The following is a 12,912-nucleotide window of genomic DNA, read 5'->3' as shown; positions in this document are numbered from 1 at the left end:
GGTTATTTCCCTCCTCAATACATGGTCCAGTAATTGGCCCCGCGGCTAATGTTAGGGCTCTTGGTAGGAGCCGTCCCTCTCTCCCACGCCTCCAAAATCACAACGTATTCCACCGACGACTTGTTTTCCCAACGGATATACTGCTGTTTTTCTAGCTCTCTCAGTGACTGAATAATTTGATCCTTGCGCTTGCCGGCCATAGTTTCAAGCTGATCTATGGTCGGCATTTTATTGTGCCGGGTCAGATAATTACTGAGGATTCGCAACAGTTTTCGTTCAGAATCCGCAAGCATTCAAACCCCTCCTTGCAAACATCTGTTCCTGTATTATACCCAAACATTCGTTCGTAAATCAATGTAAAAAAAAGACACCTGGCGGTTATGCCTCGGTGGCCTTTTCGTCAACATATTCAATCAATTCAGAAACGTCCTTGAGTTCCAGGACTTCCATTATTTTTTCCAAATTCTCTACCGTCCACCTTTTGGATCGGTTCTCCATCATGTCATCTATTGTATTCCAGCGAATCTCCGTGGCATCGGATAGCTGTTTAGCATTCCATCTCTTTTCGAACATGACTTCCCGAAGCTTCAACCTGAGCATCACAATCACCTCCAACCAAAATATACAACTTAAAACGTTAAAAATCAACGGTATAATCAAAATAAATCAACTTTTATAGTTGATATTCAACGTTAAATGTTGTATAATTAATTATAGAAAGGAGGTGGACAAGACAATGAAAGATTGGGTAACACTCTTCACAGCAATCATTCAAATGGTCACAGCATTCATCCTGTACATGAAAACCTGTGAGGAGAAGAAAAAAGGAACCCCTAAACGGCGCGTCCGGCGCAAACGTTAGAAAGGTTCCGGAGAGGTTGGTCTCGCACACCAGCCTCTCATTCCCAATCTTATCACACGCGTAAACCAAAATAAACGGGAGGGATTCGAATGTTAAACGTGGTCACTTGGGTCGTTGTTATCGCGGCCCTCATATCGTCGATACTCGTCCTTATAATGGTACTTCGTAATCGCCGGGGCTAGTATTACCAACACTTACCGCCTCAACTTGCAATTACCTAACGCTATAATCGGCATAGAGGTGGTTTTATGTTTATCAGCCCGATGTTACTGGAAACGGCGATTGGTCCGTTTTCACATTCGGATTATATATTTGAACCAAAGATCGACGGGCACCGGCTGGTTTTCTCGCAGGAGTCCGGAGTGATTCGGCTGTATACCCGGCACAATAACGACTGCACCCGGCAGTACCCGGAACTACATTTTCCCTTCGAAGACGATATTATATTGGACGGGGAGATTGCATGCGTCGATCCAGCCACCGGTATATCGGATTTTGAGGCAGTCATGACTCGGTTCCAGGCCAAGAACGCAGACAAAATCGATCGTTTGCAGCGAACCCTTCCGGTCACGTTCGTCGTCTTTGATATTCTGCAATATAAAGGGCGCGACCTCCGCAAGCTGCCGCTGACGGAACGCAAGGCAATTCTCAGCAGTCTGACATTGCCGAGCCCATCTTTCGGCGTGGTTCCCTTTATTGAAGGCGCCGGCGAGGAGCTTTTCGAGCAGGTCAGAGCCTGGAGTATGGAGGGCATGGTTGGCAAACGAAAAAATAGCCAGTACGTCAGCCGCCGGTCTGAAGCATGGCAAAAGGTTATTAACTGGTCGTATGCTGAGGTAATTATCACAGGGTATCGCAAAGATGAGTTCGGATGGCTCACGGCTGTCCTGGATGGATCCGGAAAGCTTCGGCCAACTGGGATCATTGAGCACGGACCGGGACCGAAGGAAAAGAAAGCTTTCTATGGGGTTAGTAGAGGAATTATTTCAGGTGAGGACAAGAACTTTGTTTACCTGGAACCGCTGATCCGGGCCGAGGTAAAAATGAGGAACTGGACCAAGGCAGGGTTGCTGCGCAGTCCAGTGTTCACGCGGTTTATAGTTTAACCCAGCAAAGGAGCAGTTTGCCGTTGGCAACTGCTCCATTTTTCGTTAAGCTAACGGGCAGGATAATGGTAATTTATGGGGAATGTTTTAAAGCATGAAATAATTGTTGGTATAGAAAGGGTGAGGAAATATGTTAAAAAAAATATACTTAATAGCCTTTGCAGTAACTATCATTTCAGTAGTGGCATTAATATCCAATTCAAAAGAAGACTCCTATCCAGAAATGGTAACCGTAAATAAGACAGAGGAAAATCTTGTTAAAGCTAATTTTTCAACAAATAACGTGAAATCCGTAGATTCAGTAGAAGTCGCAGAATCCGTAGAATCAAGACTCGCTAAAATGTATTTTAGTCAACTATATACACCTTATGGCATGTTCGTGCGAGCAAATGAACAAAGTATCTTTAAGGAATCTGAGATAGCAAGAAAGTTAGACCAAATCGGACCTAATACGAATCAACTAATTATTGAAGGCGAGTTTTTTTTAAAAGTAGATGAATCAACATTTGCGAAATTGTATCCCAGTTCGTTACTTATAAATGAAACAAATGAAAACCTGGCTGATGATGATGTTCCATCAAGTTTATCAAAATAGTAAGTCATAAAGAAGGAGCCGTTGTTTTTCGACAATGGCTCCTTCTTCGCTTTCATGTTTTACTTAAGGCCACAATCTATAAAAGATTAAATTTATCTTCAGGATACAATGGCGGCTGTCGAGGGACAAGAACTTGTTCCGATTACCGCCCAACTGGGTACCCATGCAAAAATTCATTAAGCTAACGGGAAACGATAGTTCAATAAAGACAAGAAGCCAGCCGATCACTTTGACCGGCTGGGTTTATTCAACTAACGGCAGTTTAGCGTAAAGGAATTTATTACTTCATGAAGAAGAACTTTATGAGGAAGGAGGAAAACAGTGGATAAAATAATTGATGCATTAACTACAAATCCAATTGCACGATATATACCCAACTTGTCTGAAATTCAAAAAATCTGTAATGCTTTTGAAATTGGTGAACTGGTAAGTATAGACGGTGAATTAGGTGGGTTATACAATGTTAATTTAAAAATCATCACAAAATCAGGACAATACGTAATACGCGTACATTCTGGATTAAGCCGCCGAAATCATATCGATGCTGAAGCAGTATTGCTAAAAAAGTTAACTGAACGTGGGATTCCTGCATTAACTCCGTTATATACACATACAAACGATAATTACTTATTACTGCACACCCGTTTTGTTCAAGTTACTCCATTCATTCAAGGAATACCATATAGACACTCAAAGGAACAAGTTTATCAATGTGGTAAAATGTTGAGAAAATTCCATGATGTTTTAATGGAGGAAGAAGATGTACCTGTTCCATATTGGTCAAACTATCCATCTCATGCCATACTTCAAGAAGGTATGGACAAATTGAAACTTGAACAAAGCCATGTTCATGAATCTTCCTTGATAAAGGATGTGTTATACCTACATCAAAAAGTTATGGAATATTGGTTACCGAATGAGGATGAATTAATAAAAACAATCATACACGCCGACTGGCATCCATGGAATGTTTTATTCGATGAGAATTCAAAAATCAAGTTTATCCTAGATTTTGACTTTCTCCAAAAAGGTGAACGTATTCATGATATTGCATATTTTCTTTGGGCTATTCGGGAATCAGAAAATTATAAAGAATTAGGACGGAGCTTTTTAAATGGTTACGCCCCATTAACGTCGGTTGAAATTGAAATGTTGCCTGTTGCTGTTGCAAGGGCTAGTCTATTTTTTTTATGCACTTCTTCGTTCGTCTCAGACCCAGTTCTGGAGTTACAACAACAAATGAAAACACAGAAACCTTACATTGAATGGTTATTGACCAGTGAAGGGATGTTAAGCATAAATAATCTGTTAAACTAGCGGGAAACGTTAGTTCAATAAAAAGGAGCAATTGCCGGTGGCAGCTGCTCCTTTTAAGCTAAGGTCAGGGTAAATTATCTATGGGTTTAGTCAGTGGGTATTAGTTTAGACCGCATATTTAAACGTGCAGGCTTCGCGCACGAAGAATTCGTCACCGATTTTCACTGCGAAGTCTGTAATTTCAACGATTTTCCCGCTGCCGATCATTTCTTGGTCGCTAAAGACGGCCACAGGGATTTGCTCTATCATTGCTGTATGGAAATGGATCGGGGAAGTCAGGGGCTTCATAAATCTATTGCTTTTCATAAAGTTTCACCTCTTCCCGTAATTTTACCATATTTCTAAAGGAAGTGGTAAAAAACGACTAGCTTTGAATAACTGGCAACAAAAATAAGACCCAGTCTCCCAACTGGGCCTTATTCATTATTTAAAGCGCCTAACTAAAGTGGGTACTTAGATACCACAGGATAGTGAGCTATCCAACACTTTAGTTCCGGACCTACCTTTAAATAATTTTAAAAATTCACGTTGATCGCAGTACCCTAGAGATGAGACCTTAAAGGCCAGTAGCATTAAGTGCTCCACTCATACTCAACTGGTTTTTACCTGCACTCTTAGTTTATGATCTGATGCACTAATATTATACACAAATTAGCGGAAAAATTAAACATCAAAAAACAGTAGTATCCGGGAACCTTTGTAATCTATGTATAATTTTCGGTTTTAATAAAAGATAGAGTGACATAAACTTATATACATTTCTGTGATCAAATCCATCTGCATAATGCACATTCTTATAATATTCTAGAACAGTATTTGCAATAAAATCTGCTGCTTGAAGTAATCTATTGTTTGGGGAACTGTCATAGTTGATTTTGAAATTATAGTCCAACTATAATTTGTATTCCACTCAGGTAAATTGATTCTTAAAGATAAGTATTCGTGTAATCTTAAAGGCGATTCACCACTTCGTAAAGGGGAGCCATCTATTGTTATTATAGCTGTATTAGAGGTTGAATCCTGATATGGATAAGCCAACCTTTTTATAACTTTACTAAGAAAGTAATTCTCGCTTTGTTCTTTACTTCTTGATAGGGCAGCATTAAATGACTTTTGATTTGTAGTAATCATTCTTTTATCGACAACAACATAGCAAATTCTCAGTGAGCCAAAAGACATTAAACAATCAAAGACTTCCTTGATTTCTTCAAAAGTTGCATCAAGTGCCTTTTTCTCGTTGTAACCCTTAGAGTTAGGGAATTTTTTAAAAATCTCATCTAAATCCCTTTCTAGCCTTCTGTACCCGGACTTTATAGAGAAACCAGCCCATACGTAAAGTTTACCATTATTGCTATCGATATTACCTGAGTCATCTAAATATATATACAGAGAAACCACCCGCCTGTTTACCAAAAATAATACAGAACTACGTAAAAATAACCACACTAGTAACAAACCAGCGTGGTTATTTACCGATTCCATACACTATATTAATATTTTAAATTGAATGGTTAGCTTTGTAAATATTCCACCAATTAAATAAGTTGAGATTAAAAAATCACTTGTTTTCTGCCATTAGATTTTGCCCTTTTCTATTAACTTCATGCGGTCATCCAATGACTTGATATCCTGCGTGTTTCCGGCTATCAATTTCAGCAAATTTGCCCGCAACCGGTTGAAAATGACTGCTCCCTCTTCCCGCGTCATGGTATCTCCTGGCCGCGTTCCGTCAACATAGCCGTTTTGAGTCATCGCTTCCCATGCATCAGTAGCCCAATCACTTACTTGGTTAATATCACGTTCCTGTTTCACTGGCTTCTCCTCTATTCGCTCGAGTTCCAGATATTTAGCGATCCCGGCAACATGACCATCGATCAAGGCGTTAGTGATTTCCTGACGTTTAAGTCTGGCTGCATCGGTTGCCACATCGATAAAGAGGTTTTCCGTCAATACTGCCGGCATTTTGCTCTCACGGCACATGTGGAGGTTTGCAGCCTTTTGGTTGCGATCGATGACACCAAATGGTTTAAGCCGTGACATGATTTCTGTGTGTAATAAGTTTTGAAAGGTAACTGAAGCAACTGACGCCGAAGTATACCGGTATGTCTCAAAGCCACCAGAGCCTCCACCAGCGTTACAATGGATGCTCACAAGGATATCTGCACCGGCTGCATTTGCCTTATCGGTTCGGTCCTTCAATTCTAGGAACACATCTGTACTACGGGATAAAATGACTTGAACGCCCTCATATTCAGATTCCAATTGCCTTTTGATTGCAAGCGATACCTCAAGTACAACGTTCTTTTCTTTCAATCCGTTAGCAGATGCACCCGGATCCTTACCGCCATGCCCTGCATCAATCCATACTTTTTTCATTCCTTATCAGCGTCCAATCTGGGCCTGCTTCACAACCTGATGGCCAAACACAGCAAAGGCACCGGCGAGGATACCCTGTATGACCGCCTCAGAGGTCCAGCCCAGCATCCAGACCGTGAGCACAACAGCCAAAATCAGTACAATATAAACGATACTCCAATTAGGTACCCATGGTGTCTGCTTCAACACATACCCAATCACCCAGCACACGGCCACTACAATGAGCAGCTTAGGGTCTATCAATTGCCAAATCATATTCCAATCCATAGTCCATCAACCTCTTCCCATATTTTTTATGATCCTGCAAGTTTAACCGCAGCCCAGACAGCAGCAACGATTCCGCCGGCGATGCCGGTAATAATCGCACCATAGAAAGTGCGCTTAAACCACTTCTGGTCCTCTTTCTGCGACTTTTGCTCAGCGATGGCTTGTTGAGCTGTCCGCAGCGCTTCATCTGCTGTTTCTTTGGCCGTCTGAAGCATATCGAGCCGATGATGCGCGGATTTCGCAGATTGGTCAGCGTTACGCGCCAATTCTTTGGTTGACTCCAGCGTGGCGGCCAAGGCCGGCACGGCTTCAAGAGTTTTTTCAATCCTCCCGAGCTGCACCTGAATATCGACCAAAGCCTTCGGATATTCTTCCATTTCACCCACCCCTTTAAAGTCGTCCACCCCTAATTCCCCCTTTGAAGGCTTGGCTTTTTCTAGGTTTCGTTTTTCTCTGTCTTCTGCTGTACTTCTAAATCGGATAATGCCATGCCGACTTGCTCGTCCACCTGCTCGAGAATTTCGAGTTTTTGGCCTGGATGCAATTGCAGCATGAGTGATATAAACTCAGCGATTTCTTCTACCGGTTTGGACACGTCGACCAACAGTTCGTACTTAGGCGTTGCCTTCAAGGGATAACCTCCTTCAGTGAAATCAAAAAGGCCTCGCCATAGGCGAGACCTCCAAATGGTTTGAAATATTCTATTTTTCCAGCGCAGCAAGGGCTTCGTCGATCTGTTCAACTTCTTTGGTGTATTTCACGATGTCGGCATCCAGAAGGGCGATTTCAGCCTGAATGTTTGCTATTGCCTTATCATCCTTGGCAGCTTGGGCAAGTGAAAGCATCTCCTCTTGCCGCTTTTTGCTTTCCTTAGTTGGTGCCAAGATGTTTTTCTCGTAACTTTCTTTCGCCTTCAGCAAACTTTCTTTCGTACTACCGATGTACGGGTTTTGAGTGCTACTGGCTGAACTTCCAGTATTGCTTTTGCTACTGGAATCAGCTAGTGCTTCAGAATCCGCTGTAGTAATTGAGATTGTTTTACCTGACACTTGTACATCAGCTCCCAAAGCTTCCGACAAGGCGCGTACCGGAGCATTCGCTTTGCTGTCTATTACCGCGCCTTTATCGCTCAAAGTTTTTCCATCCACAATAACCGTATATTCACCAGTAACCTTTTTACCAACCAGACTTTTTACCTGGTCAGCAAAAGCACTGCTGGAAGTAGCGATAATTGCACCGATAACGACGCCACTAAGTAAATAAGTCCACTTTTTCATAACTTCTCACCTCCGTTGTCAAAATTATCCTCATGATAACATTACGGGGTTGAAGTTGTGAAGTTACCGCCGTTCGCCGGCCAATTTTGGTTTTGCGGGTTGCCATGATTATGCGTGCCGATATTCACATTATGGGTATGGTTGTAAAATAACTGCGACAATGTGGTTATCTGCGTTTGTAAGTCATTCAACCGCGAAGATAACCCACTAATATTATCAATGGTAATTCCACTAATACCAGAATTGAATGTAACCAGACCATTGAATCTAGTTGCCCCATTCATACTAATCGGATTTGCGGTGTTATTTGAACCTAGAAACAATGAATCCGATATGATGTTTAACTGATTCAGCGACTGATACGAATTAATCTCCCCGGCGAATCCTCCGCCTGTCCCAAAGAACGAAATCGCCGACACGCCATTATCATTCCCGGTATTGATGTTAATCCGGTTCCTTCCGCTGCTGTCATAGGTCCTGAAGCCGCTGGCATCATGCTCGATCCTTCGTCCACTGGCTGCCGTTCGAATTAGGGCGCCCGTAATGGTCCCGCCCTCGATCTCATTGCCTACGATCCTGCTAGCCTGAATTAGAGAGCTCAGCATCGTGGAATTATCAATCTGTCCCGTCAACTTGATGGACCGGGCTATGACATCTCCATTCATGGCGACCTGGAAAGGAGCACTATTAAAATTCGCATGGCCGGCTGCAATCCCGTTCTGATTGATCTGGGTCACATTGTTCCCGTAACCGATCAGCAGCGAAACGAAATTACCGAACTGACCGACAATGGTCTCAGCAACCACGCCGCGAGCTGTGACGGCGGACCTCACGGTTTTCCATCCATCCGTTGAAATCCCCAGACCGGCAGCCGTCAATCGGACCTGATTCAGCTTATTGCCTTTCTCCTGTGCAAGAATGCCACCCTCAGGTGGATAGATCAGTTCTGTTTTGGAGTTGTTGATATCCGTAATCGCCTGTTTGGCGAATGTTTCAAAGGCTTCCGTGCGAATCCTCCCGCCGCTCAGCAGACCGTCCAGAATCGTTTTTGAGCGCTCCAAATCAGCAATGATATCCACGTAGTCTCGCAGTACGTAATTCGCCAAGGTGACCTGCGTATGCTTGTCCTGCGCGAAGGGATACTCGGTCATATCGGTGATCCGTGCCGTAATATTTATCATATCCATGTCCGGGTCGATTAGATGAACCGTATCCCCCATACCCGGGACCTGCTCTGACGAATCGATCTTATGGATGTCAGCAGCATTGACCGAGATATCCAGTTCGGGCACCTCGCTTTTCCGAAGTGCCTCCCGGGTCGCCTTTAAGAGCTCGATCGGGTCCTCGATATTCTGGTCGATGAGCTCACCATCATAAAAGGTATTCGTGCTGTTCGCCCAGTACTGGGCAAACGGAGAGATCAAATAATTGACCATGATCTTTCCGTTTTGAATCGCACCCGGGATAGCCTGCAGCAGGCTTAATTCTTCGTTCATCAGGTTCGTGGCGTCCTGCCCGATCCACGTCCGACCATCCTTCATTTGGGCATACATCCGGGTGACGAGGTTGGCGCCCTCATCCTTAAAATGGCTGGATACGATATTCTTTTGAATCCGGTACTGAAACCCTCTATCGGCTCCAAGCTGTTTATGGACATGAATCGTAAAGTTGTCCGGCTCAATCTCGCATCCATACAGTCCTACAATCTGATTCAGGGCGGCCAGTGCCGTCGTCCGGCCAAAGTCCTTTACATCCCGGAGATCGAATGTGTCGTGGACAACGAAGGTGTATTTCCCTCCCGTCGCCGCTGATATCCGGTCCAGCATGCTCACGATCGGCACGCCATACATCTCCTCGATGTAGTCGTTATACGGGATCTTGAAGTCATTCATCTTGAACATGATGTGCGTTGCGGTGATCTGTGCGGTTAACTTCTTCCCATCCCTGACGCGCTGCCGGGTATTGATCACATAAAACTGGCCGCGTTCGTCTTGAACGTGGCCCTTAATTTGAATTTTCTCCCGGTAGTCATCGCTGGTCATGGGAACCAAAAAAGACAGCTCATAATCGGAATTGAGCCGTCTTCTTCTCTGAACGTCGGTGGCATCCAAAAGCGTGCCAATCCTCACCATATTCTTATCAAACGTCTGTAGGGTCCTCAATCCTTATCACCACCATTCAATACAAGTATTTATCCCGGTGCGTAATCCGGATCAAGACCTGCCGCCCCGTCTCGGGGTCGGTATAGGTCAGATTGTTGGTGCCCAGGTTTAAGGCAAAGAAATCCCCTTCATAGAGGTGTGAAGCATTGACGCCGTTCTGTGTAATCTTGAATTTACTCGAGTCGATAACGATCCGGTCCCCGGGCCTAAATTCACCGATAAATTCGATTTCGTCTACATGGTAAAGAGAAAGGTTTGTGCTAAATTCAGTCGATGATTCAAATGGAGCTTTAAACTGACGTTCGCGGACCATGGCCGTCACGATCTCGGTGGATGATTCAAAGATTGAGCCAAACGGGATTTCCCGTGTCATATCTGCTGCCAATTCCGTTTCCATCTCAAAGGCAGCAGCCATAGACATTTCCAAGCTCATTTGCGAATCCAAATCGGTCTCAGATTCAAACGTCACAGAAAATACGACCTCTAAGTTTAGGGTACGGTTAAATGGTAATCGATTAAAAGGTCCGCTGAACATTATTCGGCACTCCGTTCAGTAGCCTTAATGGTTTCCGCTTCTCCCTCTGTGATTAGTTTTTTTTCTACTGCACGGTCAATTTGTTCTTCAGTAGCGCGGTTGTTAATCCAGTTACGAAGGAAAAGGTTATATACTGCATCGCTCACATTAAGCGCCTCCTAACATGATTTGCATGATAAGTTCGTCCTGATCGGCTTGCGATTTTTCCATTTTTTCCATACGATCTAGCTCTATCTGTGCATAGTCTGGCATGAATTTTTCGTCAGACCATTTACCATCTTCGTACTTCTTGTACGAATAAAAATCGAAATCCATATTTTCGATTTCGATATGTCTTCCATCATCAATCATTTCATTTACCATTTTTACACCGATGCAAACATTATTTGCGTTTAGTTCCGCTAAAATTACCATTTTCATCCTCCTTTTTTATTGAAACTCTACCAAATACCACTCGAAGTTATTCGTCCCGTTAACATCCATTCTTAGGTTAGCTTGCGTTGGGCTAGCAAAATTGTATCCACTAGCAAAAGTTAATTGGGAACCATCATTTGTACGATAAGTATAGAATATTAATGATTTAGCTGGATCGACAGCAGTGAAGTATATAGCCGCGTTACCACCCTGGAAGGTTCCGCTACCTTTTTGGATGCTTTTTGCATTTTCAAATTCAATTATTTCGTAGAAAATATAATTATCAAAACTTCCCGTGAAATTCCTTCGAAAGACTGCGCTTATAGCAGAATCAATTCTTGCGGAAATGTGGGCGTTTCTGAATATAGATTCCGTCCCTAAAACCATCATTCTAACGATGGATTTAGTAACATCAACGGCAGAAAATATTGCGGATACCTGTGATTCTGATGCCCCCATTGTTAATTGCCCTCTTTGGATATTCAGAGACACTCCGTTTGGTATCTGCTCAATCTTATCCGCTAAAACTGGGAATGTATCGCTCCCTGAAGCCGGGACACCTTTGTCAGTAATGGCGGAAGCGATAGCGTTTTTCCCATTACTGACATATTGAAAAAGCGCAAGTTCATCATATTCCGTTGTGTACTGCGTCTCTTGGTCACCGGCCGAAATCTTCATACGGCTGACAGCTCTGGTCGCACCAGCTGATACATTAGATACAACTATCCGAACGACGATAGAAGCTACGCTTGAAGGAACTGTGAAAGTTACCGTCTTACGGTGCCACGATTTATTCAGGTCTGCCCCAATTGATGCAATAGCTTCCCCATTGACATTTGCTGCGTCTTTAATCTCTGTGAACAACGATCCCGTATTTGTTCCTGTTGTATAGAAAGAAACAGAATACGTATAAGTACTGGATCCTACACGTATAGGATCACTGTCCAAAATCGCATATGACCCTGATGCGATAGCACCGTCGGTATAGAAAAATTTCCCTATATCTGAAGTGCCTGTTCTCCAGCCGCCGCCTAAATCGGAAGTCTTTTTCCAATTATTAAAGTCAAACAATGCACCTGAGTTTTTGATCAGATTTGGGGCTGTTAAAGTGCTCTTTTTAAAAAAATTATTGTCAGCATATGCTTTGGCTTCGTTAACAGCGTTCGCCTCTGCCGTATCTGCTTTTTCTTGTGCTCCCTCCGGCGTTTCCGCTGTGTCTGCCGTTGCTTGAGCTGTCGTTACGCGTCCATCCAAGTCTTCAATGTTCGCAATAAATGTATCATGGTCATACCCCGTAAAGTTCCGAGCCACCTTCGCGCCAGTAGACCATCCTTTCGCCGCAGTCCCGTTGAACCCACGCGTACATCCAGTCAGTTTATTTCCGCTCTTGCCAGAATACAGAATAGTCTCTGCTGTTTCGTCGTTCCCCACCGTAAACAGGTTAGGGGCTGCTGGCAGTTTACTTGCATCCAATACGGAAATCTCTGTATCTGAAGCGCTGATATCTGCGGATAGTTCCGTACCCGGGCTATTTGCCATGGCTGCGTACATTGGTGTTTGTGCCAATTAAAGGACCTCCTCTACTGGTTGAATCGGACGAGCGTGCTGTCTTTATAGAACTTTGGTTTATCTCCAACTTGGACCGTACGGGCATTCTCACCCAAAGGTTTGGACCACAATAAATTCCCACCTGTAGCCGCTGTACGCAGAGCCACGTGGGTAACAAGCCCCCAATCCGCAGTGACAGTCGGAAATTCTACATCCGCGGCGTTTTTGCTTGTTGTCTTGCCACTTTCAAGCTCGGCAAGCGCAAACGGAATCGGTTGCCGTGCATAACCGCCTCCCGTTACCTCCTGCCCAGTATCCGCGGCCGTGGGATCACTCGTGTAGAGTGCCAGATAAACGATATCAGGCGGTGTAAATGGCTTTTTGCAAAGAACCGCATTTAGAATTTGTTCAGATAGCCAATTTGATATTTGCATTGAAGTTCACACACCCTCG

General features: G+C 43.7%; 19 protein-coding genes. 4 read left to right on the top strand and 15 right to left on the bottom strand.

Annotation, left to right across the window (positions count from 1 at the left end; genetic code table 11):
• Window positions 1–14: 14 nt before the first annotated feature.
• Both ABIE48_RS04280 and ABIE48_RS04275 read right to left on the bottom strand, forming a co-directional pair.
• Entirely contained in the window at window positions 15–293 is a 279-nt protein-coding gene (locus tag ABIE48_RS04280) for a LexA family transcriptional regulator (RefSeq protein ID WP_192716591.1), read from the bottom strand.
• An 85-nt stretch (window positions 294–378) separates the two neighbouring features.
• Window positions 379–600 (bottom strand): helix-turn-helix domain-containing protein, encoded by a 222-nt coding sequence (locus tag ABIE48_RS04275; RefSeq protein WP_192716590.1) that lies wholly within the window; start codon window positions 598–600, stop codon window positions 379–381.
• A gap of 136 nt (window positions 601–736) precedes the next feature.
• Here ABIE48_RS04275 and ABIE48_RS04270 point away from each other — a divergent pair, with 136 nt between their 5' ends.
• The 4 genes from ABIE48_RS04270 to ABIE48_RS04255 all read left to right on the top strand — a co-directional run bounded on the left by ABIE48_RS04270 (window position 737) and on the right by ABIE48_RS04255 (window position 3,880).
• Window positions 737–862, top strand: coding sequence for a hypothetical protein (locus tag ABIE48_RS04270; RefSeq protein WP_354518363.1), 126 nt, complete (start codon window positions 737–739; stop codon window positions 860–862).
• A gap of 248 nt (window positions 863–1,110) precedes the next feature.
• A complete protein-coding gene (locus ABIE48_RS04265) occupies window positions 1,111–1,968 on the top strand; it encodes an ATP-dependent DNA ligase (protein WP_192716589.1) in 858 nt (285 codons plus the stop codon).
• A gap of 130 nt (window positions 1,969–2,098) precedes the next feature.
• Window positions 2,099–2,563, top strand: coding sequence for a hypothetical protein (locus ABIE48_RS04260; protein WP_192716588.1), 465 nt, complete (start codon window positions 2,099–2,101; stop codon window positions 2,561–2,563).
• A 321-nt stretch (window positions 2,564–2,884) separates the two neighbouring features.
• The gene (locus ABIE48_RS04255) at window positions 2,885–3,880 is read left to right on the top strand and encodes a phosphotransferase enzyme family protein (RefSeq protein ID WP_192716587.1); all 996 of its coding nucleotides are present in this window, start codon (window positions 2,885–2,887) and stop codon (window positions 3,878–3,880) included.
• Window positions 3,881–3,985: 105 nt separating this feature from the next.
• Here ABIE48_RS04255 and ABIE48_RS04250 read toward each other — a convergent pair whose 3' ends face one another.
• The 13 genes from ABIE48_RS04250 to ABIE48_RS04190 all read right to left on the bottom strand — a co-directional run bounded on the left by ABIE48_RS04250 (window position 3,986) and on the right by ABIE48_RS04190 (window position 12,893).
• The gene (locus ABIE48_RS04250) at window positions 3,986–4,186 is read right to left on the bottom strand and encodes a hypothetical protein (protein ID WP_354518360.1); all 201 of its coding nucleotides are present in this window, start codon (window positions 4,184–4,186) and stop codon (window positions 3,986–3,988) included.
• A gap of 498 nt (window positions 4,187–4,684) precedes the next feature.
• On the bottom strand, window positions 4,685–5,326 hold the full coding sequence (locus tag ABIE48_RS04245; protein ID WP_354518358.1) for a DUF3800 domain-containing protein: 642 nt from the start codon (window positions 5,324–5,326) through the stop codon (window positions 4,685–4,687).
• Window positions 5,327–5,455: 129 nt separating this feature from the next.
• A complete protein-coding gene (locus tag ABIE48_RS04240; protein WP_192716585.1) occupies window positions 5,456–6,256 on the bottom strand; it encodes an N-acetylmuramoyl-L-alanine amidase in 801 nt (266 codons plus the stop codon).
• Window positions 6,257–6,262: 6 nt separating this feature from the next.
• Window positions 6,263–6,523 carry a phage holin family protein gene (locus ABIE48_RS04235; RefSeq protein ID WP_354518356.1) on the bottom strand — a complete coding sequence of 87 codons (261 nt, stop codon included), beginning with the start codon at window positions 6,521–6,523 and terminating at the stop codon, window positions 6,263–6,265.
• Window positions 6,524–6,549: 26 nt separating this feature from the next.
• Window positions 6,550–6,927 carry a hypothetical protein gene (locus ABIE48_RS04230; RefSeq protein ID WP_192716583.1) on the bottom strand — a complete coding sequence of 126 codons (378 nt, stop codon included), beginning with the start codon at window positions 6,925–6,927 and terminating at the stop codon, window positions 6,550–6,552.
• 32 nt (window positions 6,928–6,959) lie between these two features.
• Window positions 6,960–7,154 carry a hypothetical protein gene (locus ABIE48_RS04225; RefSeq protein ID WP_192716582.1) on the bottom strand — a complete coding sequence of 65 codons (195 nt, stop codon included), beginning with the start codon at window positions 7,152–7,154 and terminating at the stop codon, window positions 6,960–6,962.
• Window positions 7,155–7,224: 70 nt separating this feature from the next.
• Entirely contained in the window at window positions 7,225–7,800 is a 576-nt protein-coding gene (locus ABIE48_RS04220; RefSeq protein ID WP_192716581.1) for a stalk domain-containing protein, read from the bottom strand.
• A 41-nt stretch (window positions 7,801–7,841) separates the two neighbouring features.
• Window positions 7,842–9,932 (bottom strand): phage tail protein, encoded by a 2,091-nt coding sequence (locus ABIE48_RS04215; RefSeq protein ID WP_192716580.1) that lies wholly within the window; start codon window positions 9,930–9,932, stop codon window positions 7,842–7,844.
• A gap of 46 nt (window positions 9,933–9,978) precedes the next feature.
• Window positions 9,979–10,431: a phage distal tail protein gene (locus ABIE48_RS04210; RefSeq protein WP_354518354.1), complete on the bottom strand. Its 453-nt coding sequence runs from the start codon at window positions 10,429–10,431 to the stop codon at window positions 9,979–9,981.
• 65 nt (window positions 10,432–10,496) lie between these two features.
• A complete protein-coding gene (locus ABIE48_RS04205) occupies window positions 10,497–10,643 on the bottom strand; it encodes a hypothetical protein (RefSeq protein WP_192716578.1) in 147 nt (48 codons plus the stop codon).
• Between the two features lies 1 nt (window position 10,644).
• Window positions 10,645–10,911 carry a hypothetical protein gene (locus tag ABIE48_RS04200; protein ID WP_192716577.1) on the bottom strand — a complete coding sequence of 89 codons (267 nt, stop codon included), beginning with the start codon at window positions 10,909–10,911 and terminating at the stop codon, window positions 10,645–10,647.
• A gap of 15 nt (window positions 10,912–10,926) precedes the next feature.
• The gene (locus ABIE48_RS04195) at window positions 10,927–12,477 is read right to left on the bottom strand and encodes a hypothetical protein (RefSeq protein WP_192716576.1); all 1,551 of its coding nucleotides are present in this window, start codon (window positions 12,475–12,477) and stop codon (window positions 10,927–10,929) included.
• Between the two features lie 14 nt (window positions 12,478–12,491).
• Window positions 12,492–12,893: a phage tail fiber protein gene (locus ABIE48_RS04190; protein WP_192716575.1), complete on the bottom strand. Its 402-nt coding sequence runs from the start codon at window positions 12,891–12,893 to the stop codon at window positions 12,492–12,494.
• Window positions 12,894–12,912: the final 19 nt, after the last annotated feature.

This window comes from Paenibacillus sp. OAE614 (assembly GCF_040546645.1).
GTDB lineage: Bacteria > Bacillota > Bacilli > Paenibacillales > Paenibacillaceae > Paenibacillus_AQ > Paenibacillus_AQ favisporus.
The sequence above is the reverse complement of the archived record's forward strand: the minus strand, read 5'-3'. Positions and strand labels throughout refer to the sequence as shown.

Coding starts and splice junctions, on each gene's coding strand:
- ABIE48_RS04280 (WP_192716591.1), bottom strand. CDS start 293: ATGCTTGCGGATTCTGAACGAAAACTGTTGCGAATCCTCAGTAATTAT.
- ABIE48_RS04275 (WP_192716590.1), bottom strand. CDS start 600: ATGCTCAGGTTGAAGCTTCGGGAAGTCATGTTCGAAAAGAGATGGAAT.
- ABIE48_RS04270 (WP_354518363.1), top strand. CDS start 737: ATGAAAGATTGGGTAACACTCTTCACAGCAATCATTCAAATGGTCACA.
- ABIE48_RS04265 (WP_192716589.1), top strand. CDS start 1,111: ATGTTTATCAGCCCGATGTTACTGGAAACGGCGATTGGTCCGTTTTCA.
- ABIE48_RS04260 (WP_192716588.1), top strand. CDS start 2,099: ATGTTAAAAAAAATATACTTAATAGCCTTTGCAGTAACTATCATTTCA.
- ABIE48_RS04250 (WP_354518360.1), bottom strand. CDS start 4,186: ATGAAAAGCAATAGATTTATGAAGCCCCTGACTTCCCCGATCCATTTC.
- ABIE48_RS04240 (WP_192716585.1), bottom strand. CDS start 6,256: ATGAAAAAAGTATGGATTGATGCAGGGCATGGCGGTAAGGATCCGGGT.
- ABIE48_RS04235 (WP_354518356.1), bottom strand. CDS start 6,523: ATGGATTGGAATATGATTTGGCAATTGATAGACCCTAAGCTGCTCATT.
- ABIE48_RS04220 (WP_192716581.1), bottom strand. CDS start 7,800: ATGAAAAAGTGGACTTATTTACTTAGTGGCGTCGTTATCGGTGCAATT.
- ABIE48_RS04215 (WP_192716580.1), bottom strand. CDS start 9,932: ATGGTGAGGATTGGCACGCTTTTGGATGCCACCGACGTTCAGAGAAGA.
- ABIE48_RS04200 (WP_192716577.1), bottom strand. CDS start 10,911: ATGGTAATTTTAGCGGAACTAAACGCAAATAATGTTTGCATCGGTGTA.
- ABIE48_RS04190 (WP_192716575.1), bottom strand. CDS start 12,893: ATGCAAATATCAAATTGGCTATCTGAACAAATTCTAAATGCGGTTCTT.